Annotated in this window: 25 protein-coding genes; 11 read left to right on the top strand and 14 right to left on the bottom strand. The window is 61.6% G+C overall.

Going from position 1 to position 24,736, the window contains the following annotated elements; all coding sequences use genetic code 11:
* Positions 1-3 precede the first annotated feature (3 nt).
* The 4 genes from EL22_RS01040 to EL22_RS01055 all read right to left on the bottom strand — a co-directional run bounded on the left by EL22_RS01040 (position 4) and on the right by EL22_RS01055 (position 4,841).
* Positions 4-1,548 carry a hypothetical protein gene (locus EL22_RS01040; protein ID WP_050049746.1) on the bottom strand — a complete coding sequence of 515 codons (1,545 nt, stop codon included), beginning with the start codon at positions 1,546-1,548 and terminating at the stop codon, positions 4-6.
* Complete coding sequence (locus EL22_RS01045; protein ID WP_050049747.1) at positions 1,545-1,874, bottom strand: hypothetical protein; 330 nt, start codon at positions 1,872-1,874, stop codon at positions 1,545-1,547. Before EL22_RS01045 ends, EL22_RS01040 begins: the two co-directional genes overlap by 4 nt.
* Before the next feature lie 163 nt (positions 1,875-2,037).
* A complete protein-coding gene (locus EL22_RS01050; protein ID WP_050049748.1) occupies positions 2,038-2,922 on the bottom strand; it encodes a phosphatase PAP2 family protein in 885 nt (294 codons plus the stop codon).
* Positions 2,922-4,841 (bottom strand): ABC transporter substrate-binding protein, encoded by a 1,920-nt coding sequence (locus EL22_RS01055; RefSeq protein ID WP_050049749.1) that lies wholly within the window; start codon positions 4,839-4,841, stop codon positions 2,922-2,924. The genes EL22_RS01050 and EL22_RS01055 overlap by 1 nt, the downstream gene beginning before the upstream one ends.
* A 315-nt stretch (positions 4,842-5,156) precedes the next feature.
* On the opposite strand from EL22_RS01055, the gene EL22_RS01060 reads away from it, so the two are divergent.
* The 3 genes from EL22_RS01060 to EL22_RS01070 all read left to right on the top strand — a co-directional run bounded on the left by EL22_RS01060 (position 5,157) and on the right by EL22_RS01070 (position 6,718).
* Positions 5,157-5,489, top strand: coding sequence for a ribonuclease P protein component 4 (locus EL22_RS01060; RefSeq protein ID WP_050049750.1), 333 nt, complete (start codon positions 5,157-5,159; stop codon positions 5,487-5,489).
* A gap of 78 nt (positions 5,490-5,567) precedes the next feature.
* The gene (locus EL22_RS01065; RefSeq protein WP_050049751.1) at positions 5,568-5,816 is read left to right on the top strand and encodes a YhbY family RNA-binding protein; all 249 of its coding nucleotides are present in this window, start codon (positions 5,568-5,570) and stop codon (positions 5,814-5,816) included.
* A complete protein-coding gene (locus EL22_RS01070) occupies positions 5,813-6,718 on the top strand; it encodes a mechanosensitive ion channel family protein (RefSeq protein WP_050049752.1) in 906 nt (301 codons plus the stop codon). Before EL22_RS01065 ends, EL22_RS01070 begins: the two co-directional genes overlap by 4 nt.
* A 72-nt stretch (positions 6,719-6,790) precedes the next feature.
* Here the strand turns inward: EL22_RS01070 and EL22_RS01075 are convergent, their stop codons facing one another.
* Positions 6,791-7,942, bottom strand: a complete 1,152-nt coding sequence (locus EL22_RS01075) for an acyl-CoA dehydrogenase family protein (protein WP_050049753.1) — start codon at positions 7,940-7,942, stop codon at positions 6,791-6,793.
* A 114-nt stretch (positions 7,943-8,056) separates the two neighbouring features.
* Between EL22_RS01075 and EL22_RS01080 the strand changes: the two genes are divergently transcribed.
* Together EL22_RS01080 and EL22_RS01085 are read left to right on the top strand one after the other, a co-directional pair.
* Complete coding sequence (locus EL22_RS01080; protein WP_050049754.1) at positions 8,057-10,030, top strand: 3-hydroxyacyl-CoA dehydrogenase/enoyl-CoA hydratase family protein; 1,974 nt, start codon at positions 8,057-8,059, stop codon at positions 10,028-10,030.
* A 124-nt stretch (positions 10,031-10,154) separates the two neighbouring features.
* Positions 10,155-10,592: a response regulator gene (locus EL22_RS01085; protein ID WP_343123176.1), complete on the top strand. Its 438-nt coding sequence runs from the start codon at positions 10,155-10,157 to the stop codon at positions 10,590-10,592.
* Positions 10,593-10,710: 118 nt separating this feature from the next.
* Here the strand turns inward: EL22_RS01085 and EL22_RS01090 are convergent, their stop codons facing one another.
* From EL22_RS01090 to EL22_RS01100, 3 genes are all read right to left on the bottom strand, one after another.
* Positions 10,711-11,148 carry a hypothetical protein gene (locus tag EL22_RS01090; RefSeq protein WP_050049756.1) on the bottom strand — a complete coding sequence of 146 codons (438 nt, stop codon included), beginning with the start codon at positions 11,146-11,148 and terminating at the stop codon, positions 10,711-10,713.
* 9 nt (positions 11,149-11,157) lie between these two features.
* Positions 11,158-11,553 (bottom strand): hypothetical protein, encoded by a 396-nt coding sequence (locus EL22_RS01095; protein WP_050049757.1) that lies wholly within the window; start codon positions 11,551-11,553, stop codon positions 11,158-11,160.
* A gap of 62 nt (positions 11,554-11,615) precedes the next feature.
* Positions 11,616-11,798 (bottom strand): hypothetical protein, encoded by a 183-nt coding sequence (locus EL22_RS01100; protein WP_050049758.1) that lies wholly within the window; start codon positions 11,796-11,798, stop codon positions 11,616-11,618.
* Between the two features lie 151 nt (positions 11,799-11,949).
* On the opposite strand from EL22_RS01100, the gene EL22_RS01105 reads away from it, so the two are divergent.
* Both EL22_RS01105 and EL22_RS01110 read left to right on the top strand, forming a co-directional pair.
* Positions 11,950-14,670, top strand: a complete 2,721-nt coding sequence (locus EL22_RS01105; RefSeq protein ID WP_050049759.1) for a DNA-directed DNA polymerase — start codon at positions 11,950-11,952, stop codon at positions 14,668-14,670.
* Positions 14,671-15,534: 864 nt separating this feature from the next.
* The gene (locus EL22_RS01110) at positions 15,535-16,023 is read left to right on the top strand and encodes a hypothetical protein (protein ID WP_050049760.1); all 489 of its coding nucleotides are present in this window, start codon (positions 15,535-15,537) and stop codon (positions 16,021-16,023) included.
* Positions 16,024-16,032: 9 nt separating this feature from the next.
* Here the strand turns inward: EL22_RS01110 and eif1A are convergent, their stop codons facing one another.
* Positions 16,033-16,320: a translation initiation factor eIF-1A gene (gene eif1A / locus EL22_RS01115; RefSeq protein ID WP_050049761.1), complete on the bottom strand. Its 288-nt coding sequence runs from the start codon at positions 16,318-16,320 to the stop codon at positions 16,033-16,035.
* 155 nt (positions 16,321-16,475) lie between these two features.
* Between eif1A and EL22_RS01120 the strand changes: the two genes are divergently transcribed.
* Both EL22_RS01120 and EL22_RS01125 read left to right on the top strand, forming a co-directional pair.
* Entirely contained in the window at positions 16,476-16,655 is a 180-nt protein-coding gene (locus EL22_RS01120; protein WP_049953789.1) for a hypothetical protein, read from the top strand.
* Positions 16,656-16,738: 83 nt separating this feature from the next.
* Positions 16,739-16,993, top strand: a complete 255-nt coding sequence (locus tag EL22_RS01125) for a hypothetical protein (RefSeq protein WP_050049762.1) — start codon at positions 16,739-16,741, stop codon at positions 16,991-16,993.
* Between the two features lie 14 nt (positions 16,994-17,007).
* Here the strand turns inward: EL22_RS01125 and EL22_RS01130 are convergent, their stop codons facing one another.
* Positions 17,008-18,981, bottom strand: coding sequence for a DUF460 domain-containing protein (locus EL22_RS01130; protein WP_050049763.1), 1,974 nt, complete (start codon positions 18,979-18,981; stop codon positions 17,008-17,010).
* 113 nt (positions 18,982-19,094) lie between these two features.
* Here EL22_RS01130 and EL22_RS01135 point away from each other — a divergent pair, with 113 nt between their 5' ends.
* Positions 19,095-19,289, top strand: a complete 195-nt coding sequence (locus tag EL22_RS01135; protein WP_050049764.1) for a hypothetical protein — start codon at positions 19,095-19,097, stop codon at positions 19,287-19,289.
* Between the two features lie 39 nt (positions 19,290-19,328).
* Here EL22_RS01135 and rnz read toward each other — a convergent pair whose 3' ends face one another.
* Together rnz and EL22_RS01145 are read right to left on the bottom strand one after the other, a co-directional pair.
* A complete protein-coding gene (gene rnz / locus EL22_RS01140) occupies positions 19,329-20,255 on the bottom strand; it encodes a ribonuclease Z (RefSeq protein WP_050049765.1) in 927 nt (308 codons plus the stop codon).
* A gap of 185 nt (positions 20,256-20,440) precedes the next feature.
* Positions 20,441-21,178 (bottom strand): hypothetical protein, encoded by a 738-nt coding sequence (locus EL22_RS01145; RefSeq protein ID WP_231587854.1) that lies wholly within the window; start codon positions 21,176-21,178, stop codon positions 20,441-20,443.
* A gap of 7 nt (positions 21,179-21,185) precedes the next feature.
* On the opposite strand from EL22_RS01145, the gene EL22_RS18350 reads away from it, so the two are divergent.
* Positions 21,186-21,527, top strand: coding sequence for a hypothetical protein (locus tag EL22_RS18350; protein WP_231587855.1), 342 nt, complete (start codon positions 21,186-21,188; stop codon positions 21,525-21,527).
* Positions 21,528-21,660: 133 nt separating this feature from the next.
* Here EL22_RS18350 and EL22_RS01150 read toward each other — a convergent pair whose 3' ends face one another.
* The gene (locus EL22_RS01150; protein ID WP_082146635.1) at positions 21,661-22,938 is read right to left on the bottom strand and encodes a Mur ligase family protein; all 1,278 of its coding nucleotides are present in this window, start codon (positions 22,936-22,938) and stop codon (positions 21,661-21,663) included.
* 34 nt (positions 22,939-22,972) lie between these two features.
* Entirely contained in the window at positions 22,973-24,166 is a 1,194-nt protein-coding gene (locus EL22_RS01155; RefSeq protein ID WP_231587856.1) for a poly-gamma-glutamate biosynthesis protein PgsC/CapC, read from the bottom strand.
* Positions 24,167-24,736: the final 570 nt, after the last annotated feature.

Consider the following 24,736-nt stretch of genomic DNA (forward strand, 5'->3'; position numbering starts at 1 on the left):
AACTCACCAAGTGCCGGAACCGCTGCCGCCGTCATCGTCGTCCTCAGCGAGCAGCCGCGTCGCGATCTCGATTGCATCGAGTCGGTCGTCGTGGGCTGAATTCGGGAACTGGAGCCATTCTTTGACCTCAAAGTTCGCCCACGGCTGCTCCGACGGATCACCCACAATCCGGAGTGAGTCGCCCTCGAAGTCGGCCGCCATATTGTGGATCCGCTCCTCTTTATCGCCACTCGAGGTGTCGCCCTCAGCTGGGATCGGTGAGTCGTCGCGAAGGCGCTGGGCGACGCCGCGGTTGGCGTTCTGTTCGACCAGCATTTCGTCGACGTCGATCCCCTCGAGTTGTTCTTCGGCCCAGTCAGCGGACTCCTTGACCGACATACCGCGATCGCGGATGAGTTTTGTCAGGTAGCCGCGTTCGACATCCTCGTTCCATGCGATAACCGCGAGAGCAGTCCAGTCGGAGTTCTCTTCGGCGGCTTGCTGCAGGTCCTCAACGAGTCCGATGTCCATGCCGGCATACCACTCGTACTGCGAACGGGGCTTCGGCAACTCCTCGACATAGGTGAGCCACTCGGATTTGAACACCTCGCCCGAGAGTGCGTGCGGGTCCTGTTGGTTCTCGCGCCGCCAGATCGGTGTCGAATCGTCACCGTCGACGATATCGTACAGCAACGATTCGGCTGGCTTGTGCTCCGGCCAGAGGACGCGTATCTCTTGGTCCGGGATCACGCCGTCGTTTGCGAGGTTGACATCCGCCGGCAGGTCACCGATATCATCGTAAATCTCGCTGTCGTCACCGCGGATCTTCCAAGCGCGCTCCTCAACGAGCGGCCAATCATCTTCGGCGATCGCCTTGTAGGTTTTCGCATCCCAGCTCGCCGAGTCCAGAATGTCCGTTTCGTAGATGTCTTGCGGGTGCTTGCGGGTCCCGATCATCGCCTGAACGCCACCGCACTCAAGAACGGAATCGGGGTCGATCAGGTTCTTTTCGTAGTCGCGGAAGTACTCCCGGACGTTCCGGCGCTGTTTCGCCGTCCGTTGGTTGTCCCAGTCCGAGATGTCGTCCCAGACAATGACATCGAAGTGCTTACCGGTCAGCTGACTTTCGAGGCCGTACGGCGAAATCGTGGGCTCCTTCTCAGTGTTCGCTGCCGTGTTAAGTTGCTGGCCGGCGCCGCTCTCGATCTCGATGCCGAACTGCGGCGCCCAGTGCTCGACAACGTCGACAACCTTGCTGGTTCGCTCACCGGCGAGGTCGGCCGTTTTTGAGACCACTGCAACGCGGACATTCGGAATCGACAGGATGAGCCACGCTGGAAATACAACGCCGATCCCCTCGCTCTTCCCGTGCCCTCGAGGGAGCAGCCGAGCGATCTTTGTCGCTGCGTACGGAAAGTCTGGATCGACCGCTTTCCAGAGGGCGTTGTACAGTTCCTTCAAATGGGGGCCAGGTGGCAGAGAGTAGTCGAATAGCCGGATCGATGTGATCGCAGGATGCGCCAACGGGTTGCGCTCCGCGATCGACATCGTCTCTCCGGCTTGATTCATGTGTCAGGTTCTTCATCGAACGCTTCCGCGAGTTGTTCCTTCTCCTCTTTCGAAAGCGACTGGCCGATTGTGCCAGAGTGTTCGAGGTCTGCATCCAGCTTCCGTTTCTCAGTTTTCACGTAGCCGAACGACCGCTCGAGGAGAAACCGTGATCCAGAGTCGTTGCAGGCGGCGCGCCCGGCGGTCCCGGCGGACGCGGCGAGGAAGTCGGCAACGAGGAACTCGTCCAGGAGGTCCGCCAGATGCGCGACGAAATGCGCGATCAGACACGAGCGCTCAAGCGGATCGCCGACGCGCTCGAGGACGAGTAACTCCGGCGGTCGCACAGTAGCCGTCGAATTGATCACAGCATCACGATTTTCGGCCGGTTCACTTTGCTTCGCCGACTCTCGAGTGTGCGAGTCGCCGGTCTACCGAACGGAGAGAGTCAGTTTCGACCGAGTTGAAACGTGATCGCCTCGAGCGCGCTCGACTGCCGACCCGAAGTTGTTACCGGAGGGGTGATCGGAGGCGCACCCACGCGTCGGCGAGCCATCCGCGGAGTTCGGCGAGCGTCGGCAAGTACTCTGAACTCCGTTTCCAGAGTCCCCAGCGCTCGACGACGACCGCCGACACGTACACACAGAAGATTGCGAGGAAGGTCCCCGCCACCACGTCGATCGCCCAGTGAATCGCGAGGTACATCGTCGAGAGAGGAACGCAGATGGCGAGAAAGAGAGCGATGGGGACCCACAGCGGATATTCGTCTCGAGTCCGCAGCGCGAAGATGCCGACAGTGACCGCCATCGAGGTGTGTAACGACGGGAAGACGTTCCTGTAATCGTTGACCTCCCGCGTGAGGTGTTGGTATCGCGGCTGGAAGTCGTACAGAACCGTATCGAACAGTTCTGGCATCACGTTTCGCGGCCCGAACGCGATGACGAGGAAGTAGATGAGGACGCCGATACTGTAATTGAGCGCGTACGCGGTGAGCAACTGCCTGAACGGTCGATTGTCCGAGAGAGCGAAGTACGCCAGCACCGGGAAGACCAGCAGGAAGACGTAGGCGTAGATGTAAATAAACGAGAAAAATTGGATCAGTATCGTGTAGTCGAACGCCTGGAAGACGGTGATGAAATCGCCCTCGAGTTCGTAGAACACCGTCGTCATGTCGACGCCGTACTCTCGTGACATCGCAGTCAGCGTCTGGCGACCGTAGCGGTTGAACAGCATGACGACGACCAACAGCGCGATGACCGGCAGGGACGTTCGGATTCGCGAGCGCCACTCGTACCACGTCGTCCGGATGCGATCGAACCCGATAATAAGCGGGATCGCGATCGCCAGCATCGTGACGACGACGATGAAGACCTCAGTCAGGACCTCTCGTAACATTAGTTGTCAACGATCATACCGTCTTCGTCGAACTGGAATCCGGCCGACTCGAACACCCGACGGGCCTGATCGAAGTCGACTCGCCCCTCCTGCATCGATTCGTTCCCACAGAAGGGAGCGAACGGTTGGCTCTCGTCTATCCTGCCGTCGCGTTCGATTCCGCGTTGGTCCATCCACTCGGTCGCCTCCCGCTCGAGTTCGTCGTCGCTGACGGGGTGGTCGCGAACTGGCGTCCAGATCGGCTCGGCGTGTCCCGAGAAGATCGAGTCGACGATCCACTCCCGGTCGACGATCCGTGCGACCGCGTGGCGGAACTCCTGATCCGAACACGGGAGGACGTTGTCGTTGAATCCGATGTGGTAGAACGACCACGATCGATGGTCGGAGAGGACGTCGTCGTCGCCGCCCGCCGTGATGTCCTCGATGACGTGTGGCTCGATCCGTGAGGTCGTCACGTCCACGACGCCGCCTTCGACCTGCTGGACCGCCGACGCACTGCTCGTGTCGTTTAAGAACTCGAGCGTTTCGGGGGCCACCTGCGGGTAATCGATCCCGTCGTTGTTGGACGTGAAGTGGTTCTCGAACCGCTCGAGGGAGAACTGATCGCGTTGAACGCGATTGGCGAACTCGTAAGGCCCGCTACCGACGATGAGGTCGGTCTCGTCCGACCCGAGCAGACTCCAGCGTCGCTGTCGGGACGGTATCTGATTTTGCTCGAACTCTCCGAGGGCACCCGGCTGGTCCGTCTCCGAACCGTCGCCGAGTCCCCACACGTGTTTGGGAAGGATCGGAACGAGGAGGGCACGCTCGGCGACCGTCTGGTTCGTCTCGAACGCGATCGTGACCTCGTAATCGCCAGTCGTCGACACCTCCTCGACCGTCGCGGCGTGTCGTCGATAGTTCGTCGCCGGAAGGTCGATGGGTTCCCCGCCCGAGACGGCCGTCCCCATCGAGGTATCCGCGATGAACTCGTAGGTGAACTCGACGTCCGCTGCGGTGAGTTCCTCACCGTCGTGAAACTGCACGTCCTCTCGGAGCGACAGCGTCAGTTCGGAGTCGCCCACGTCGATCGACTCCGCGAGCCAGGGGCGGATGGCGGTCTCGAGGTCGCTGTCGAACTCCGCGAGGCCCTCACCGTCGGCGATCAGCGCGCCGTCGACCGCCAGCGAATCGTAGATGAGATCGATGTACGTCCCGTGGCTTCGGTACGCCGTCGCAAACGGGTTGAGATTCTGCGTCGGCTGTGAACTCATGATGATCGACGTGAGCGTCTCGGGCGTCTGGTCGTCGCCGAAGTAGGCCAGACGCGAATGCGGGTGGTACCGTTCCCACGGCGAGGCCATCGCGTCTCCGACCGCTCGGTCGCCACTGGGCAGACAGATCGGGATAAACGGTTTTTTCTTCGCGACCTCGAAGAGAAGTCGTTTGATCTGGGTTTGGCGTTCCGTCCCGCTTTCCTGGCGCTGACCCGTGAGCAGCGAATCGATGTCGAAGTCGATGAACCCGAACGGGTTTTGCCACCCTTCCTCGGTCGCAAACGACGAGTGTAACAGCTCGTAGAGGAAATCCGGGTCCGGCCCGATCGGATACGTACCGACGTACATATCGAAGTCCTGGTCGAGGAAGACGGTTTCCTGAAACTCGGTCGTCGATCGCATATCGAGCGAAACGTCGAACCCGAGCGTCTCGAGGTTTGCCTCGAGTTCACGGACGATCTGGATCGCCTGCCGATCGTCGTCGGAGGGGACGGTGGTGATCTGGAGGGCGGACTCGTCCGCGTTGATGTTAGTGGTACTGTTGACGAGACTCTGTACTCGATTCATACAGCCGGCCGTCGTCGCAGTGAGGCCTGCCGCGCCGGCGGCCAGGAGCGACCGGCGGCTGATCCGTTCGGGGGGACCGTCCGAACTACCTATCATTGGGTTCTATCACTCCGATACGCGTCCGATATATAACAATATTGTGTACTATGTTCGGGCATATGTGTCTCTGGTCTCGCGGGATACCACGCCGTGATACAAGTAGACATGGTAGCAGCCGGTAGAAGGGGGGTGGAGGGTATCGTCATCGGTACATCTCTCCGTGACTACCGGGTAGGTCTAAAACTCGTCGGAATTCACGAGAGAGTGATAAATAGGAACGTGGGCGTAGCTCACACGGGACGCATTCACTCCGATTCCGTCCGGAACACGAGAGCGCAACTGCCATAGGGGCCGCGACGAAACGATAACGCGATGACTATCGCCGCCGAGCGCATCGACCGACTGCACGAACTCGCTCGAGCGGCGGCCTCGAGATCCGACGACGAGCGCGCTCGCGAGTACGTCAGACTCGCGCGCAGAGTCGCAGAGCGCAACCGACTGCAACTGCCGCGGACGTTTCGTCGGTTCACCTGCGACCGGTGTGACCGATACGTCCGCCCGGGGACGAACGCTCGGGTTCGGTTGCGAGACGGTCACGTCGTAATTACGTGTACGTGCGGTTCGCACGCTCGATATCCGTACGGCGATGCCGGCGGAGACGAGGGGGGAGAAAACGCCGACGGAGCCGAGTCCAAATGCGAGTAGTGACCACGCGCCGTGGCTCGAGTTGACCGGCTGACCCAGTTCACGAAGATTGAAACCAATCGACCCGCTAACGGGGCTATGGATCGACAGGAGCGAAAACGGAAGGCCCACGACCTCGACGTTACCGTCTGGGTCGGGAAAAGCGGAATCGACGCGGTCGTCGACGAGCTCAACGACCAGCTCGCAGACCGCGAACTCGTCAAAGTCAAGTTCCTCCGTGCCGCTCGGGCGGGCAGTTCGACCGAAGAACAGGCGGCTGATCTCGCCGACCGCGTGAACGCGACCGTGTTCGATACGCGAGGTCACACCGCGGTGATGTACCGATGACAGGGACCGCACAAGCGGTGCTGGCGACCGGCCCGATCGGTGCACGATTGCAAGACGCTGGTATCTCCTCGGAGATTGCAACGAGCGCTGCTGGCGTGATCCGGTTTATCGTCGCGTTTCTAGCCATCTATTTCATCGGCCGAGCCGTCGTCGTGCCGCTGGTCAACCGGGCGATGACGCGACGGAATCTCGACGCACACGCACAGAAACCGCTCACGCTGATTACGCAGTTCGGTATTATCTTCGTCGCGATTGCGGTCGCGTTCGGCTTTGGCGGGTACGGAAACTTCCTCGTCTCGATGGCTGGTATCGCTGCCGCGGGGGCACTTGCGATCGGACTGGCGGCCCAGAACGTGATCGCGAACTTCGTTGCCGGCGTCTTCATCTACACGGACAAGCCATTCAAGATCGGTGACTGGATCGAGTGGGACGGATACGCCGGAACCGTCGAGGACATCAGCCTGCGGGTGACTCGAGTTCGAACCTTCGACAACGAGTTGCTGACGGTGCCGAACTCGGAACTCACGAACGGCGTTCTCAAGAACCCGGTCGAGAGCGATAAACTCCGCCTGAAGTTCGTCTTCGGCATCGGCTACGACGACGACATCGAACAGGCGTCCGACATCATCGTCGAGGAGGCGATGGACCACCCAGACATCCTCGAGGACCCGGCCCCGTCGGTCCGACTCACCGAACTCGGCAGTTCGGATGTCGGCCTCCAGTCGCGGTTCTGGATCGCCGATCCCGGCCGCGCCGATTTCGTCCGCATTCGCGGCGAGTACGTGACCAGCGTCAAACAGCGCTTCGACGAGGAGGGAATCGACATTCCGTACCCGGTCCGGACGCTTGCGGGCGGCCTCGAACTCGGAAGCGGCAAACAGATCGTCGAGCCGGCGGAGTAATCGAGCGAGTATTTGGCGGAGAAAACGGTACGAGAAACGTTTTTCGCGGGAATTAAAGCAGTAGTACTCGGGTTAGAAGCCTTTTCCGAGCAGTTCGCGGGCGATGACGTTCTTCTGAATTTCGGAGGTTCCCTCGTAGATCTGCGTGATCTTCGCGTCCCGGTAGAACCGCTCGACCGGGAAGTCGTTGACGTAGCCGGCACCGCCGTGGATCTGGACGGCTTCGTCTGCAACCTCCACGGCGACGCGGGAGGCGTACTCCTTCGCCATCGAGGCGAGTTTGGTGACGTCCCCGCCCTGGTCGACGTTCCAGGCGGACTTGTAGGTCAGGTTGCGTGCGGCCTCGGTGTTCGTCGCCATTTCGGCCAGTTTGTGCTGGATCGCCTGGAACTCCGAGATCGATTTGCCGAACTGTTCGCGGTCCTGAGCGTACTCGAGGGCCGCTCGCGTCGCGCCTTTCGCGATTCCGACGCCCTGTGCGGCGACGGCGGTTCGGGTTTCGTCGAAGAACTGCATCTGCTGCATGAACGCGGCGTCTTTCGTGCCGACGAGGTTCTCCTCGGGGACGCGAACGTCGTCGAAGACGAGTTCGGCGGTATCCGACGCGCGAATACCGAGTTTCCCAGTGATCTTGTCGGCCTGGAAGCCGTCGCGGTCGGATTCGACGATTATCTGACTGAAGCCGTTGTACCGGCCTTCGGCGTCAGGGTTCGTCTTACAGAGCACGACGAAGAAATCGCCGACAGTCCCGTTGGTGATCCACATCTTGTTGCCGTTTATCACCCACTCGTCGCCGTCCTTTTCGGCGCGAGTCGAGACCGAAGAGACGTCGGAGCCGGTGTCGGGTTCGGAGATCGCAGCGCCCGAAATCTTCTCGCCCAGCGCGACGGGCTCGAGGAAGCGCTCTTTCTGATCTTCGGTCCCGAAGTTCATGATCGCCTCACAACCGAACGACGTCGAGACGATCGAGAGGGCGATGCCCGGATCGTAGGAGAACAGTTCCTCGGTGATGATCGCGGTGTCGAGAATCGAGTAGCCCGCGCCGCCGTACTCCATCGGGATGTACGATCCTGTCAATCCCATTTTCGCCGCCTCGTCGACGACGTCGTGGGGGTATTTCTCCTCAACATCGTATTCCTCGGCGACCGGCACTATCTCGTTCTCTGCGAACCGGGTTACCTCTTCGCGGATTTGCTGTTGTTCGTCGGATAGCCCAAACTCCATGCGAACCACTTCTTTCGTGAACGATAAAGAACTTCGTAACCGGACATAAACTCAAATATAGTTTCTTTCCTTTTCGAGGGAAACGTTAAAACCGGTACGGATTGACAATCCACCATGGATCTCGAAGATATCAACACCGTCGCAGTTCTTGGCGCTGGTAATATGGGCCACGGAATCGCGGAAGTCGCCGCGATGGCGGGCTACGACGTGCGAATGCGTGACATCAACGACGAGTTCGTAACGAACGGCTACGAACAGATCGAGTGGTCGCTGAACAAACTCGCCGAAAACGATCAACTCACTCAAGACGAAGCGGATGCCACCCTCGAGCGAGTGACGCCGCTCGTCGACATGGAAGAAGCCGTCGGCGACGCCGACATCGTCATCGAGGCGGTTCCCGAAAAGATGGAGATCAAAACCGAGGTTTACGGCGATCTCGAGGCAGCCGCCCCGGAGGAAGCGATCTTCGCGACAAACACCTCGAGCCTCTCGATCACCGACCTCTCGGAGGTCACCGATCGCCCGGAGCGCTTCTGTGGCATGCACTTTTTCAACCCACCGGTCCGGATGCCGCTAGTCGAGGTCATCACCGGCGAACACACCGACGAATCGGTGCTCGAGGTCACCGAAGCGCTGGCCGAGGACTTCGGAAAGTCACCCGTGCGCGTACACAAGGACACTCCAGGATTCATCGTCAACCGGATCCTCGTCCCCCTGATGAACGAGGCGTCGTGGCTCGTCAGTACGGACCAGGCGACCATCGCCGAAGTCGACTCGACGACGAAGTTCGACATGGGACTGCCGATGGGGAGTTTCGAACTCGGCGACCAGGTCGGAAACGACGTCAGTTACCACGTTCTCGAGTACATGCACGAGGTGCTGGGCGACGCCTACGAGCCGGCACCGCTGCTCGAGGAGAAAGTCGAGAACGAGGAGTTGGGCAAGAAGACCGGCAAGGGATTCTACGACTACGAGGACGGTGACGGCGTCGATATTCCGACGGACGAACAGTCGGAAATGGTCAAGCGGCGACTGATCGCGTCGATGGCCAACGAGATCGCGAAGCTGATCGGCGACGACGTGGCCCCGCCGGAATCGATCGACGAGGCCGTCATGCTCGGAGCCGGCTTCCCAGACGGTCCGGTCACCGTGGTCGACGAGTTCGGACTCGAGGCGGCTCTCGAGACGCTCGAGTCGGCCCACGAAGAGACGGGTCACGCCCGATACGAGCCTGCGTCGTACCTGCGAGAGCGAGCGGACGTCGGTACGTTCTACGATTCAGCCGAGGACGACGACGGTGTCGACTTCGAGGCGATTCGGGTTGAGTACCCCGGCGAGATGGTCGGTCACATCGTCTTCGACCGACCGCACCGGATGAACACCGTCAGCGAGCAACTCATCGACGAGGTCGTCGACGCGGTCGAACTGTTCGAGGACGACGAAGACATCCGTGCGATTCTCGTCACCGGCGAGGGCGACAAGGCGTTCTCCGCAGGCGCCGACATCCAGAGCATGGCCGCCGGCGGTGCGGATCCGCTTCATGGAACCGAACTCTCGAGGAAGGGCCAATCCGCGTTCGGAACGCTCGAGTCGAGCGACCTGCCTGTCGTCGCCGGCATCGACGGTTACTGTCTCGGCGGCGGTATGGAACTCGCCGCCTGTGCGGATCTGCGCGTCGCCAGCGAGCGCTCGGAGTTCGGCCAGCCCGAACTCGACCTCGGGTTGATCCCCGGCTGGGGCGGAACCCAGCGGCTGCCGAAAATCGTCGGCGAAGGTCGGGCAAAGGAGATCATTCTCACCGCGGATCGATACGACGCCGAGACGATGGAGTCGTACGGCTTCGTCAATGAAGTCTGTGAGAACGCCGACCTCGAGGACCGTGCGTTCGAGCTCGCCGCGAGCCTCGCCGGCGGACCACCGATCGCGTCAAAGTACACGAAACGCGCGATGCTCGCCGGTCGAAACGACACGAACGCCGGCCTCGAGTACGAAGCCGCCGCCTTTGGACAACTGATGGGAACGGACGATCTGATGGAAGGCATCACGGCGTTCATGGGCGACGGCGACGCCGAGTTCGAAGGCAACTAGAAAGCGGTGGACGCGATGCAGTGACCCGTTTTCGCGGCGAACGGTCTCTCGGCGACATAATAATAGATTATTTGTCATGTGGTCACGAGCTTTATGACAGGGAAGAACCATGGGTGATTCGTGGGTGACTGAGACGATGGGACAGGGGATGGCGGACAATTCGAACGTGGACGTGCTCGTCGTAGACGACGATCCTCGACTCGCGGATCTATTTGCCGCATGGCTCGAGCCGAACTGGACCGTTCGGACCGCCTACGATGGCGAACAGGCCCTCGAGGCAGTGGACAACTCGATCGACGTCGTCGTGCTCGACCGTCGAATGACGGGACTATCCGGTGACGAAGTACTCTCCTTGCTCAGAGCAAGCGGCTACGACTGTTCCGTGATCATCGTCTCCGCGATCGACCCTTCGATCGACCGTCTCGAGGCCGACTGGGACGACTATCTCGTCAAACCGATTTCGAAAGCGACCCTCCTCGAGAAGATCGAACGCGTCACGTCCCGACGGCCCCGCCGGACGATCGACCGGGAGGACGACCCGGTCGATTCACCGGTCAATTAGTTCGTTCGCCCTCGAGTGTCGCGCCGGGATCGACTACCGAGTGAAACCGGCGACCGATATCGATTCCACTCGGCAGTCCGGATTGAAACGACACGCAGTTTTCGTACTTTTTGTCGCTTCACAACGACGGGTCGTTCTCGGCGCTGATCCACTCGAGTGCCTCCCGGCCGCTTTCGGTGACGCGATAGCCCCGCTCGTCGGCGACCGTCGTCTCTTCGAGGAGATCCGACGCGGTGAGAACGGTGAGCGTGCCGTGCAGATCGCTCTCGCAGAAGTCGGTTGCGTCGAGGAGCGTTCGGACGCCGGTCGGGCCGCGTTCGGCCAGTTCGAAGAGGAGACCGAGGGCCTTCTCGTCGTGGACGTTCGTCACGAGCCGTCGAACTGATTCAGGCACGGCGCTCGCAGCCGTCTCGAGCGGCGATCGGTCGACGATTTCGAGTCGGTCGTTTCGGACGTAACACTCGTTACCGGTCGCTGGATCGCGGACGAGACTCGCGTCGTCGGATCGTTTGAGCAGAACGTAGTCCGTTCCGTCGTCGGCGCGTACGGTTTTCATAGTAGTGAGTTATGGGTCTGCAGTCGGCGTCGGATCGGATCCCTCGAGCGACTGGAGCGTCCTGTATCGACGGAGCGCAAGCCCGAGGAGCACGAACCCACCGACGGCCAGCGTCCCGCCCGTCGAGAGCATCCCCTCGAAGAGTACCAACATCGATCCGAGCGATACCGCGAGCAACGCAGCGTTGAGAACGAGTACGAGGATCCAGAAGTGCTGGAGAATCGGCTCCGGGACATCCGTTTCTGCGACCGTCACTTCCGGAATCGAAATCTTCGGTGGCGTAACCGTTTTTTCCTCCGACTCCTCCGGTTTCACGTCGGGGATCGTGATCGTGTCGCTCTCGGGGTCCGCGAACTCCGCCTCCGGATCGTACTCCTCCGGTTCGAGGTCGGATCGATCGGCCACATCAGTTGGGACGGATAGGAAGGTCAAAAGGATTCGCGTTCGTCGGTCACAGCGTCGTTCTCTCAGACGAACTCTTTGAGCGGGAGCGTCCGGGACGTTTCGACCCATGCGAGGGGGTTCTCGGCGTCATAGAAGACGACGCCGTCGTCGATTTCGTACGATTCGATCGTTTCGGTGCCCGTCAGTTCGCTACGCGGTGCGTCGGCCGTCATATCGTCAGTACCTCGAGTGGACACTTCGATCACCGTGGACTGTGCTATGTGTTACCAAGTTATATGTCTTATTGCCCCGGCACTATCACGTCCGGACCGAAAGGCGGGGCCAGCGTTCCGTTTCCAGTCGGTGGAACGGTCGGTATGCGGGGGTTTTTATCCAGCCCCTTCAAACTCACCAGCAATGACCGACGCGGCACAGACCGGCCTCGACTCGTTTTCTCCCGAGTCCGACGAGCGGCCGGCGGAAGAGGCGATGGCCGTCGCTGGGAACGGCGGAGCGGATCGTTCGGAAGTGGTCGACGTCGTCGAGGAGACGATCCCCGAGGCCACGGGCGAACTCGACCTCGCCGTGATGCAGGTCGATTACACGATCGACGGCTATGGCGACGACGAGCGCGTGATCATGAACGTGTTCGGCCGAACCCCCGATGGGACGCTCGAGCACGTCCGCGTCCTCGGGTTTCGGCCGTACTTTTACGCGCCCACGAACTCGCTCGAGCACCCTCCGGAAGAGGAGTACGATCGGTTGACCGGCCACGAAGAGACCGACGAAGACGGCGAACCTTACGAGAGCATCCGCGGCGAGAAACTGACGAAGATCTTCGGCCAGACGCCGCGGGACGTCGGGAAAGTCAGAGACGAGTTCGAGCACTTCGAGGCCGACGTCCTGTTCCCGAACCGGTTTCTCATCGACAAGGACGTTCGAAGCGGCATCACAGTTGCCGAGCGACGAGCAGACGACGGAACGGTCCACGTCCCACACGACGAAGTGGCCGCAGCCGAGGTCGACGCCGACCCGCGCGTCTGTACCTTCGACATCGAGGTCAACGACCGGGCCGGGTTCCCCGAGGACGGCGAGGAACCCATCGTCTGTCTCACGAGCCACGACTCCTACCGCGACGAGTACGTGATGTGGCTCTACGAGGCACCGGTCGGTAACGGGGCGACTCCAACGGCGATCGAGGAGTACGAACCGATCGAAGGCGACATCGACCACGAGGTCCGAAGCTTCGCCGACGAGGAAGCGATGCTCGAGGCGTTTCTCGATTACGTCGACGACACCGATCCGGACATCCTCACGGGCTGGAACTTCGAGGACTTCGACTGCCCGTACTTCCTCGATCGCCTCGAGGTGCTCGAGGGGCCACACCACGACTACGACCTGAACCCGGATCGGCTCTCGCGCGTCGACGAAGTCTGGCGAAGCGGCTGGGGCGGCCCCGACGTGAAAGGTCGGGTCGTCTTCGACCTGCTGTATGCCTATCAGCGGATGGTCTTCTCGGAACTCGACTCCTACCGGCTCGACGCCGTCGGCGAGGCCGAACTCGGCGTCGGCAAGGAACGCTACGCCGGCTCGATCGGCGACCTCTGGGAGGACGACCCGACGCGCCTGCTCGAGTACAACCTCCGGGACGTCGAACTCTGCGTCGAACTCGATCGCCAGCAGGAGATCGTCGCCTTCTGGGATGAGGTGCGCTCGTTCGTCGGCTGTAAACTCGAGGACGCCCCGACGCCCGGCGATACCGTCGACATGTACGTCCTCCATCAGGCTCACGGCCAGTTCGCGCTTCCCTCGAAGGGCCAGCAGGAGGCCGGCGAGGAGTACGAGGGCGGGGCCGTCTTCGAGCCGATCACGGGCGTTCGAGAGAACGTCACCGTCCTCGACCTGAAGTCACTCTACCCGATGTGTATGACGACGATCAATGCCTCGCCGGAGACAAGAGTCGATCCCGACGAGTACGACGGGGAAACCTACGTCGCGCCCTCGGGAACGCACTTCCGAAAGAAGCCCGACGGGGTGATGCGGGAGATGATCAACGAACTGCTCGCAGAGCGGGAGGAAAAGAAGTCACTCCGAAACGAGTACGAACCCGGCACTCGCGAGTACGAGCAGTACGACCGCCAGCAAGGGGCCGTGAAGGTCATCATGAACAGCCTCTACGGCGTGTCGGGGTGGGAGCGGTTCCGTCTCTACGACAAGGATGCAGCATCGGCGATCACCGCCACGGGACGAGAGGTCATCGAGTTCACCGAAACCGCAGCGAGCGAGCTCGATCATACCGTCGCCTACGGTGATACAGACTCTGTCATGTTGGAGCTCGGACCGGACGTCACGAAAGAGGACGCACTCGAGCAGTCGTTCGACATCGAAGACTACGTCAACGACCGCTACGACGACTTCGCGCGCGAAGAGCTCAACGCGGAATCCCACCGTTTCCAGATCGAATTCGAGAAGCTCTACCGGCGCTTCTTCCAGGCGGGAACGAAGAAACGCTACGCGGGTCACATCATCTGGAAGGAGGGAAAGGATGTCGACGACATCGACATCACCGGCTTCGAGTACAAGCGCTCTGACATCGCCCCGATCACGAAGGAGGTCCAGCATCAGGTCATCGAGATGATCGTCCGCGAAGGCGACATCGAAGGCGTCAAAGAGTACGTCAACGGCATCATCGAAGACTTCGAATCCGGGAGCGTCAACCCCGAGGAGATCGCCATTCCGGGCGGCATCGGAAAACGACTCGACAACTACGACACCGACACCGCACAGGTTCGCGGCGCGAAGTACGCGAACCTCATGCTGGGGACCAACTTCGACCGCGGGAGCAAACCCAAGCGGCTGTACCTCGATCGAGTCGATCCCGCCTTCTTCCGTCGACTCGAGGAGGACGAGGAGTTCGACGCCCGGCGCGATCCCCTCTACGGCGCGTTCAAGCGCGACCCGGACGTCATCTGCTTCGAGTACGACGATCAGATCCCATCCGAGTTCGAAATCGATTACGATACGATGCTCGAGAAGACGTTGGAGGGGCCGATCGAACGAATCCTCGAGGCGCTCGACGTCTCGTGGGAGGAGGTCAAATCCGGGCAGGAACAGACCGGCCTCGATAGCTTCATGTGATTTTTCGGACGGCGATGGCAAGCGACCCCCAGGAAGGTCTGGATCACCCAACCGGCGCTTGGGCGTGACTGTTAGAACGTCTGTGCTCGGGGAACCCGCCTGTGCCCGGAGAACCACTTTGTGCTGGCCGAATCCGTCGGTCGCCGTCGCCTCGCGGAGTTTCTCTTTCAAAAAATTATCTTCCGGAATCGGAACCGTATCCAATTAGATACCAAACCCTTATCACTCACACGACCCACCACCATCTATCGTTCACTTCCGAGTAGTGGAATCTCTGAGATGGTGATTGGGGCTATGATCACAGGTGTCGGAATTATATTCTTATTTGAATTTGGTGTGAATCTGACTCTTGCGCTTGACTTCGTGTTCGTATTGATCTCTACGGTGATATCTCGTCAATTCAATTAACGGTACGTCCTGAATTGGTCCTTGTATCCTGTCCCCGCGATCCGTGAGACACCTGTACCTACTGATCCTTTCACAGTTTGTTAGTCGATATTTATTAGCCGATGATGGTTTCAACAGCCCCTAAACGGTCGAAAGCCCCTTTCGCGTTCGACTCCCGGGCCTCGCTGTCGTTCGAAAGGCGGTTCGCGCCTTTCGTGATGACGAGAGAGCAGAGCTCTCTCGAACCACGCGCTTCGGTCGCTCGCGACGCTCGCTCCTTGCAGTGCTTGCGTCGTCCGGGTTCGTCGACCCGTGAAAGCCCCTTTCAGTCCCGCCCGGCGGTGGGTGTACGGACTGCTATAGACACCAACGTCACAGTGGGCGAAACTGGCGATTGAACGGATGCCACACGTAAAGGAGAGTGGTGGTGAAATGGACACGATTGATTACGATCGGGGATAACGACAGTCACAGAACATGATTGACGTGCGAAAACGGTATACGCTCAAGAACGAGCGATTGTTCGACGGAGTGATAGCCCTCCTCCTGCTCGCCGGAATCGCCTTGCTCGCGCTGAACGGCCCATTTTCGTCGGTCAGAAGCATTCGACTCGTGACGTTCGTGCTCTTTACGCTCCCCATCGCCATCGCTGTCGTCTGCTACGTCCGCGTCGTCCCCGCCGTGTCGATTCTCGAGATTGCGGGACTAATCGTCTGGACGTACGCGGTGGTTCAGGGAGTCGGGGTCGCTGCGTACTTCCTGTTCGGTGGCCAAATAGCGTCCTACCCCGGAGAAATGGCGGAGTTCTGGAATTTCGTCACGCTGTACCTCCTGACGGTTGCCGTCAGTGCCGGTCTCTACACGATTGGGGCTACTCAGGATAATCGACCGCTGATAAAATGGGGTCTCGTCGCGTTACTTCCAGTCGGACAACTGGTCGCATACGGGGTGTACGCCCTTGTCTGATCGGAATTACTACGCGATGTGGCCTTCACGACGGAGCTGGTCGGCGTCGGATTTTTCGTAGCGCCAGGTGATGTCGGCCTTCTCGTCCTGCCAGTCCCAGGGCTCGACGAGGACCACGTCGTCCTCGCGGATCCAGATGCGCTTTTGCATCTTACCGGGGATGCGCGCGGTGCGTTCTTCCCCGTCGGCACAGCGGACTGTGACCCGGTTCGCCCCCAGCATGTTCGTGACCGTCGCGAAAACCTCGTCATCGTCTGGCATTCGGAGGTTTTTGCGGCTGCTCTCGTCCTCGCTCATACGTCGTCGTTGGTGTTGGAGGGTTTTAAACTCTATCAAGGAAATCGCACCGAAGGCGATCCGACGGCGGCGACCGGATTTCGGGTGGCGGCGACTCGAGACCGGCGACACCCCAAACCACGCCGTTTATTTTGGGCGGCAATCGACTCACGCGTATGCTCGACAAACTCGGCCCGCTCGGTATCGCGGGGCTCGTCATCGTTCTCGTCGGAATCGCAGTCATCGCCTACGGGAATTACATCGTCGCCGCCGGCATAGCGATCGTGCTCGTCGGACTCGCGCTGACGGTCAAGGCGCTGGTCTCGGGGATGCTCGGGGCCTTCGGCATGATGTGAGAGGGGTACAGACAGGCGTTTTGTACCGTCCTGCGGCCCGATAACTGGATAACGTTAATCTGCTTGCAGCCGTAGTGACTCCCATGGGATACACGTTGCACTATTACGACCTGGTGTTGCTCTGTATCGCCGCGAGCCTCGCCGCCGGGGTCGTCATCGGAATCGCGACATCGATCGCGTTCGAGGTCGCGATCGCGGGCCTCGGCATCGTCGCCATCGGCTTCGTCGCCCACGCGCTGTTCGTCAACGGCCCCGTCGACGAACTCGAGGACCTGGGCGAGGAAATCGAGCCCGCGGAGGTTCCGCAGGTTCTCTCGCCGCTCGAGACCCAGGACTGAAATCGGCTCCGTTCTCAGGCTTCGTTATCTCCCGCGCGGTGTTCGCTGATGAGCTGGTCGACCATTGACGCCTTCTGGTCGCGTCTGCGGTCTCGAGCCCGGTCGTGCCAGTCGTCGATCACGGCCTCGACGTCTTCCTCTCGAGCGACGGCGAGTTCGTCGACCTCCTGCATGGCGACGTCGCCCGCCGGGCCGACGGGGAGTTCGGCCTCGAAGAGGATCCGGTCGGCCGCCTCCGAGAGCCCCCCGTCCTTGAGGACGACCCGCGGTTCGAACGAGGCGAGCAGTTCCGCGGTCGACTTGCCGGCCCCGCTTGCATCCCGGACGTAGACGACGTCTCCGGCCGCGATGCCGTACTGGTCGTCGGCCTCGCGGATCGCGCCCTTGGTGAACTGCTCTACCACCTTCACCGGCACCAGCCCCTCCTTTTTGGCCGACACGTCGCTGAAGTTCGAGTGATCGAGCTTCCAGAGGGCTTTCATCCGCTCGACTTTGTCCTCGAGATCGCCGACGCTGTCGCGGGCCTCGTCGCGTTCGCGCTCGAGGCGCTGTACCTTCTGCTCGAGACGACTCACCTCCGACTCCTTGCGGACCTGGCGACGCTCCTCGCGTCTGGAGACGGTGAGTTCCGCCTCGAGATCCTCGATCCGTTCGTCTTTGGTCTCGAGGCGATCCTCGAGGCGCTCGACGTGTGACTGGAGGCGCTCGACCTGCCGGTCGAGCGATTTGATCCGCTTTTCCTCCTCGGTGAGTTCTCGGGGTTCGTGCTCGGTCGACTCCTCCTCGTCCTCGGGTTCGTCGGAGAGGTCCCGCAAAACGGCCTCGACGCTCTCCTCGCCGGCGACGACGCGCGCCGTCACCTCGCCACGGTCGATTCCCGGCGGGAGTTTGGCGGCGATGCGTTCGAACTGATCCTCGTGGTCGTCGACGGCGTACAGCGCCGCGGCCATCGCGTCCCGCTGGTGATCGTTGTCGTAGGGATGCTCTCGCGTGCGGTGTTGCTTCTCGTCGACCGGCAGGTCGCTGGTCGGCGTCCACGCCGCGGCGTCGAAGCTTCGGCGGAACTTCTCGACGGTTTCGGGTATTGGCGTCACGTCCGCTGCCACGATGATCGGCCGCCCGCGCTCGACGATCCACTCGATCACGTCCGCGGCGTCGCTGGTTCGGGAACTCCAGACGTCGAGGATCTCGCCCTCGAGGCTGGCGATGGCGACCGCGGTGGTCGTTCCCGGGTCGATGCCGACGACGACGTGATCGCGACGCTTGGCGAGCGGCTTGAACTCGATCCCGTCGCGGCGTTCGCGCTCGATTTCGATCCGAACGTCGCCCGAGCGCTCGTTCGAGACGGGAATGTCGCTCGGACGCCCCTGCACCGTGAACACGGCGTTGGCGTAGCCGCCGTAGGACTCCCGGATATCGGTCTCGTACTCGAGGTTCTCGTCTTCGAGTTCGGATTCGACCTCGCGGGCGCGGCGCTTGACCGAGCCGTGGATCCGCCGGGTGTAGCGATCTTCACTCCAGCCGCCCTTGCCGGTCGATCGGCCTCTCGAGACCTTTACCGTCGTGGTATCGGTGAACGCCGAGACCTCGTGGCCGACGTTGTGGGCCGCGAGTTTGGCGGCGGCCTCGGCCTCTTTCATTGGATCCTTGCCGTAGGGAATCCCGTGACGCTTGGCAACTCGAGAGAGGGGTTCGGGCTGTTGCGCTCCTGTCACTTGCACGAGCCGTGTATCGGCGGGTAGCGACCCCAGAAAGTGGATCAACTGGTCTTTGTCCGCCGCCAGTTCGTACATGTTGTCCGTCGCGACGAGAGCCGGCTCGACGTCGTCGATCAGCCGCCTGAGTTTGCGGTGGGTGACGACGTCTCGAGTGAGGTCCTCGCCGTCGTACCGGACCAGCGCGTAGGAAGGCGTGTCACCGCGGACGTCCCCGCTCTGGATGTCGACGCCGAAGACGACTGCGTTCAACGCACTCGTTCGGGTGCTCACGGACGACTATAGGGGCGAGACGGGTATAAATCCGGCGCGGAATCGCCGCAGTGCTTCGATCCGCGGGCTTCACAACGTACTTACATACTGTCTTCCTCTTTCGTGACAGTATAATGTCATCGGAGCGGTCCTTGGGCGACTTCGTGCTTGGATACGGGGTACTTGCGGCGCTAATCCTCGCCGCAGTCGCACGGGAAGTATACGGCGTGGCGCTCAACCAGTTGCTGCAGACGGGACTTCTGGTTCTACTGGTGGTGATATCCTACCAGATACTGCTCGTACTGAAGGACATACAACGAAAGCTGTGATGTGAAATTCGTATCGGATCGAGTGACCGGAACGCACGCTCAGTCGTCCTGATACGGAATTTCGACCCTGTCGCCGTCTTCCGGCAGTGAAACCTCGCCGTCGAACACGTCTCGAGCCTGCGCGAGATGGTCCTCGACGTCGCCGGCGTACCGTGAAGAGATGTGCATGAGCGCCAGCCGATCCGCGCCGGCCCTGCGGGCGATTTCGGCCGCCTGCCGCGCCGTCGAGTGTGCCGTGTCCGTCGCGCGCTCGGTCCGGTCGTCAGCGAACGTTGCATCATGGATCAGCAGGTCGGGTTCGTCGGCGACCTCGAGGGTCGCTTGCGTCGGGCGGGTATCGCCCGTGTAGACGAGCGAGCGACCGGGGCGGGGCTCGCCGACGACCTGGTCCGGTTCGACGACGGTGCCGTCCTCGAGTTCGACGGCCTCGCCCGCGTGGAGTCTCGAGAACTTCGGGCCGACCGGGACGCCGAGTTCTTCGGCGCGCTCGCGGTCGAATCGGCCCTTGCGGTCGTCCTCGACCAGCGCGTAGCCGACCGAGCGCGTGTCGTGGTCGGTCTCGAAGACGCGAACCTCGTACTCGTCGGCGCGGTAGGCGACGTCGTCGCCGCCGACCTCGTTGATCCGGACCGGAAACGACGGCCGGTTGCCGAGCGCGTTGACGAGCGAACTGATTTCGGATCGAGTGCCCCGCGGCGTGTGGATCGCAAGGGGCTCCGTCCGATCGTTGAACGCCATCGTCTGGAGGAGCCCCGGAATTCCGAGTACGTGGTCGCCGTGGAGGTGGGTCACGAAGAGATGAGAGACCGAAAACCCCGTTCGAAAGCGCATCATCTGTCGCTGCGTTCCCTCGCCGGCGTCGAACAACAGTTCGTCGCCCTCGCGCGCGACGAAGAGACTGGTGGGGTTCCGCCGAGCGGTCGGAATCGCCCCGCTGGTTCCGAGAAACGTCACGCACAATGGCATTGGCTACGGTTCGGACCGCGGCGACTAAACCGGCTTCGGATCGAAGCGGACCGACGCGCAACTGAGTTCCCGGTTCGATCGGCGCATCGAGACGAGACTCGACCTCCACGAGTGGATCCGCGATAGAAATTGAGTTCGGTATCGGTTCGGTTCGCGACCAGCAATAGCGCCCGACAGACTAGCGGCTACTGACAGGTCCCGCTCGCCGTGACCTCGACGTCCTCGGAGAGCGCCGCGGCCGCGCCAGTCGCGATTTCCTTCCAGTAGGCGCGTCGAGTCTCCGAACTCTGTGCGAGGAAGACGCTGTCGGCACCGAGCTGGTCGACGAGCAGCCCGTCACCCGTCAGGCCGTCGTCGGCCGGCAACGTCGCCTGCTCGGCACAGGAGGGCAACGCGGCGTTGATCGAATCCCGAACGCCCTCGAGCGTCGAGAGCGGCGCGTTTCCAGCGACGACGATCCCGGTGTCACAGACGCCGCCGAAGTCCACCGCGACGTCGAAGTCGGTGTCCGCGACCGTCTCGAGTTCGGGATACGAGTCGGGCGAGAGCGCCATCGACGGGACGTACCATCGCTGGAACGCGCCCGCATCCGGCCCCCAGCCTTTCGTCCGCCAGCAGGTCGTGCCAGCAAGATCCGCGGCGTGTTCTGCCTGATCGTCCGTCTTGGGCTGGACGGCGCCGCCGTGGGGCGCGATGAAGATCTGGTCGGAGCCGTTCGCGTCGAGGCGCTCGATCAGCTCGCCCTGCTCTCTGGCCTCCGACTCGGAGAGACTCGGGTTCGGAATCGTCGACGTGATCTCGGCGTCGAACTCCTCGTCGCTCACCGAACAGTCGCCGGCGGGGCCGGGACAGTTCGTCTCGTCGGTCGTCGCCTGTAGCTCGGCCGATCCGAGGTCGAGCCGACAGCGAGCGCTGTCGGACATGCGAACGATGTCCTCCGGCGCCTCGGGGCGTTTTTTCCGCGATCGTATAGACCGCGAACTCGCTCGGGTCGTCCGGTCGGGACAGTCGAACCTGCTGGCCCGCCGAGAGCCCGTGTGCCGAGAGCAGTCGCGGATCGGCCGAAATCGACGTTCGATCTTCCACGAACTCGGCCTGTCCGTCGGCGAGCGAACAGACGAGACACGTCTCGAGGTCCGCCTCGCTGATGGCACTCGTGGCCGCCTGGTAGGAGCCGACGGCGAGGCCGAGTGCCGCCGGGGTTCCGACCATGGCGGTCAGGAGCGATCGTCGCGACGGGTTGAACCGGTCGATGCGTCCGTTGGTGTCTGAATCGTTTGTCATGATGTCATCGTTTCGATGGGAGCGTACCGCCTCCCGAGCGGCAGTCGACGAGCGAAGCGCCTCTGGCCGGATATCGACGAGTCGAGTGACACTCGTCGAGTGGGATTTCGTCTTTACATGATCACCTCTGTACGCGAGAGAGTCGGGACGGCGATCCGTCGGCATCGCTCGACGGCTGGGAATCGACCGACTGGACCGGGAGCTGGGAATCGACCGGTTTCCGGGGCAGTTCCAGTTCGAGATCCGATGCGGTCGCCCCGTCCGATTCCGGCGACTCGGCGTGGCGCTCGATCGCGTCGTCGAGATCGCGCATGAACTCGGCGACGGTGTTTCCCATCACGAGCACCGGCCAGCCGTCCGCGATCATCGACTCGAGGACGGACTCTGCCGACTCGGATTCGTGATCGTGGCTGACAACCGGGAACGAAGATTTTTCGGCGAACAGATCCGCGTGACCGCCCGCGACTCGCGCCTGTTCGATCGCGCCGTCCTCGAAGAGTCCCTCGAGGTAGTCGTGAAACGACGCGGTGCGAGCGCGCCGGTCCCGGCGGAGGTAGACGAACGGCTGGATCCGTTCGTCGTCGACGAGTGCCTGACGCACCATTTCGGTGCTCTCGACGTCGTTGACATCCGCCGCGTTGTAGACTCGACCGCCGAGCGCGTGGGTCCACTCGACGCGAAACTCCGCGAGCATCGATTCGCGCTGGCGGTCCGACAGCGGTTCCTCGTCGATGGCTTCGAGAACGTGATCGAGCGCGTAGATGCATTCAGCGGCGGGGATATTCTCGTGACGTTCGGGAACGTCGACGTGGGAGACAGTCGCGTCGACGGCCTCGAGTTCGCGTTCGATGTACGCCCGGAGTTGCTCGTCCTGTTCGCCGTTGACGACGTGGGTTCCGGCGGGCGTCGCGCGAGCGAACGCCCGCGCGATGTCAGCGCGAGTCCCGCCGAGCGTATCGCGGTGGTCCTGGCGAACGTTCGTGAGGACGAGCACGTCGGGGTTGCCGAACCGCTCGTTCATCATCCGGGTCGTGTAGTCCGTGATCCCCTGGTTCTCGAGGACCAGCGCGTCGACTGGGAAGTACTTTCGAAGTTCCTCGACGTTCTCGTAGAGGGTGACGCGTTCACCGCGCTCGATCGGGTTCTCCTCGCCGTCGTACAGCGAGAGCGGGTGGTTGCCGGTTACCTTCGCGTAGGCGTCGTATCCTCGAGAGCGCAGGACGTCGTAGATCCGTTCGGTCGTTCCCGACTTGCCGCGGGTGCCGGAAACGACGATCTTGACGTCGATTTCCTCGAGTCGGCGACGGTGTTCGGTGCCACGAGTGAGCGGTCCAGCGATGCGTCGAGCGAGCCGGGAGAGCGGCTCGGGAACGGCCGTTGAAGTGGTATCGTAAGACATTGATAGTGTATCGATAGTGGGAGTTCGTCAGGTGTCAGCTGTGGGTCCCGGCGGGCTGTCGATCAGTGCTCGAGCGCGCCGGTCGAAGTCGCTCGAGTCGAAGCGCGGACGCAGCGCCAACGACGACACAGGCGACGAGCAGCGCGATCTGGGGGAGCGCCGAGAGATCGGCTGTGAGCGCTCCGCCGGACTCCGGCGTCACGACCAGCCGAAGACCGCCGAGGAAGAGTGCGAACGCACCGGCCGACAGCGATATCGACGTCGAGCGGTGCTCCGGCGGCATCCGGTGGAGGTTGTACGCGGCGATGCCGATGAGGATAGCCGTAAAGAACAGGTGCAACCCGGAGGCAACCGGGAAGAACACCGCGATCGGAATCGATCCAGCGAGCGCGATGACGAGGCCGGTACCGAGTAACACCCGTCCGTACAACAGCGTCGATCGGTGGAACTGTTTGAGGACGCCGTAGACGGTGCCGACACCGAGGAGGTACAGCGGGATGATGGCGACCGACTGGAGTGCGAACAGCGCGAGCAGCGGCAGCGCGATGATCCCGTTGAGCCTGATACCCCACCGGACGTACGACCCCTCCGAGACGAGCATTCCCAGCGCGATGACGAGGAGGACGACCGGAAGTGAGATCTCGAGGAAGCCGCCCATATCGCCGATCACGGCGTTCCGGGCCGCGGCGATGTCCGAGTTAGGCCCGTACAGTACCGGAGGCGTGAGTCGGCCGAGGCGGGGTGCCATCGTGAGATTGATGAGCGAACCGCCGAGGGCGATCAGCCCGATGAGCGTTCCGACGCTCGCGGCTACATCCTCGAGCCGCCGGTCCGAATCGAGCTGGTGGTAGTTGTAGGCCGCGACGCCCGGGAGGATGCTCCCGGCGAACGTCGCCGTCGTGAGCGAAACCTCGAGGACGCCGAGCGTGAGGAGGCCACCGAAGACGACCAGGGGAACGACCATGCTGAGGATCATACCCGCCAGCAACAGCTGTCGCCCGAACAGCAGCGTTCGCCGCTGAAGTACCGCCAGCCCCACGTAAGCTGCGGTCACGCCGATGACGAACGCAGGGAGCGCGAGGACGTCATAGAGCGCGTACACCGCGTACATCGGTACCACGAGGACGCCCGAGAGTCGGAGTCCGTACACCTGCACGACGCCGATTCCCACCAGTAGTCCGACGATCATCACCAGCGAGGCAACGATCATCGTCGAATCGACCTCCACCGAAGTTCTCGGACGCGTCCGCCGGTACCTACCGCTCGCGCCGTCGACAGACGGGCGCGAGCGCTTCGTACGAACTGGTTTTGACGAACTGTCTCCAGATCGCAGATGGCGTTCGTCGCTGGATAACCCATACGAGCCCACACATCGAATTACTAAATAAAGTTTATCTAGTGCTGTATTTTACTTCTAGTTTATCTATACTAACTAGAGTTTTACTTATTGATATGGAAATATAACTAGTATGTTATTAGTATGACGTTGGATGAATGTTCATTATATGAAGACCTATTCTCTAATCACTCGAGTATCCGCTCGAGAGTTGTCGAACTACCGAAGTTGTGTTTCTACAGTTCGAGTTCGAGGAGGGACGAACGGATATCGGATGTTCAACCGTCAAATTTCTTTCCGTGAACGTTGTGGAACGAATCGAATCCGACCGTGTGCCGAATTCGAACGCTTCCGATCGCTGACGAACCGCGCTTTCCCCACAAGCGCTGTCCGGACAGGTCAGTGCACGCGTCCGACTTCTGCGGCTGATGTGGAAAAACACGTCAGGCAAGCACTCGACGC

Source organism: Halostagnicola sp. A56, assembly GCF_000691505.1.
GTDB lineage: Archaea > Halobacteriota > Halobacteria > Halobacteriales > Natrialbaceae > Halostagnicola.

What these genes read in the sequence shown, in the direction of transcription:
- EL22_RS01040 (WP_050049746.1), bottom strand. Translation starts at nt 1,548, where the DNA reads ATGAATCAAGCCGGAGAGACGATGTCGATCGCGGAGCGCAACCCGTTG.
- EL22_RS01050 (WP_050049748.1), bottom strand. Translation starts at nt 2,922, where the DNA reads ATGTTACGAGAGGTCCTGACTGAGGTCTTCATCGTCGTCGTCACGATG.
- EL22_RS01055 (WP_050049749.1), bottom strand. Translation starts at nt 4,841, where the DNA reads ATGATAGGTAGTTCGGACGGTCCCCCCGAACGGATCAGCCGCCGGTCG.
- EL22_RS01060 (WP_050049750.1), top strand. Translation starts at nt 5,157, where the DNA reads ATGACTATCGCCGCCGAGCGCATCGACCGACTGCACGAACTCGCTCGA.
- EL22_RS01065 (WP_050049751.1), top strand. Translation starts at nt 5,568, where the DNA reads ATGGATCGACAGGAGCGAAAACGGAAGGCCCACGACCTCGACGTTACC.
- EL22_RS01070 (WP_050049752.1), top strand. Translation starts at nt 5,813, where the DNA reads ATGACAGGGACCGCACAAGCGGTGCTGGCGACCGGCCCGATCGGTGCA.
- EL22_RS01075 (WP_050049753.1), bottom strand. Translation starts at nt 7,942, where the DNA reads ATGGAGTTTGGGCTATCCGACGAACAACAGCAAATCCGCGAAGAGGTA.
- EL22_RS01080 (WP_050049754.1), top strand. Translation starts at nt 8,057, where the DNA reads ATGGATCTCGAAGATATCAACACCGTCGCAGTTCTTGGCGCTGGTAAT.
- EL22_RS01090 (WP_050049756.1), bottom strand. Translation starts at nt 11,148, where the DNA reads ATGAAAACCGTACGCGCCGACGACGGAACGGACTACGTTCTGCTCAAA.
- EL22_RS01105 (WP_050049759.1), top strand. Translation starts at nt 11,950, where the DNA reads ATGACCGACGCGGCACAGACCGGCCTCGACTCGTTTTCTCCCGAGTCC.
- EL22_RS01110 (WP_050049760.1), top strand. Translation starts at nt 15,535, where the DNA reads ATGATTGACGTGCGAAAACGGTATACGCTCAAGAACGAGCGATTGTTC.
- eif1A (WP_050049761.1), bottom strand. Translation starts at nt 16,320, where the DNA reads ATGAGCGAGGACGAGAGCAGCCGCAAAAACCTCCGAATGCCAGACGAT.
- EL22_RS01120 (WP_049953789.1), top strand. Translation starts at nt 16,476, where the DNA reads ATGCTCGACAAACTCGGCCCGCTCGGTATCGCGGGGCTCGTCATCGTT.
- EL22_RS01125 (WP_050049762.1), top strand. Translation starts at nt 16,739, where the DNA reads ATGGGATACACGTTGCACTATTACGACCTGGTGTTGCTCTGTATCGCC.
- EL22_RS01135 (WP_050049764.1), top strand. Translation starts at nt 19,095, where the DNA reads ATGTCATCGGAGCGGTCCTTGGGCGACTTCGTGCTTGGATACGGGGTA.
- rnz (WP_050049765.1), bottom strand. Translation starts at nt 20,255, where the DNA reads ATGCCATTGTGCGTGACGTTTCTCGGAACCAGCGGGGCGATTCCGACC.
- EL22_RS01145 (WP_231587854.1), bottom strand. Translation starts at nt 21,178, where the DNA reads ATGTCCGACAGCGCTCGCTGTCGGCTCGACCTCGGATCGGCCGAGCTA.
- EL22_RS18350 (WP_231587855.1), top strand. Translation starts at nt 21,186, where the DNA reads ATGTCCTCCGGCGCCTCGGGGCGTTTTTTCCGCGATCGTATAGACCGC.
- EL22_RS01150 (WP_082146635.1), bottom strand. Translation starts at nt 22,938, where the DNA reads ATGTCTTACGATACCACTTCAACGGCCGTTCCCGAGCCGCTCTCCCGG.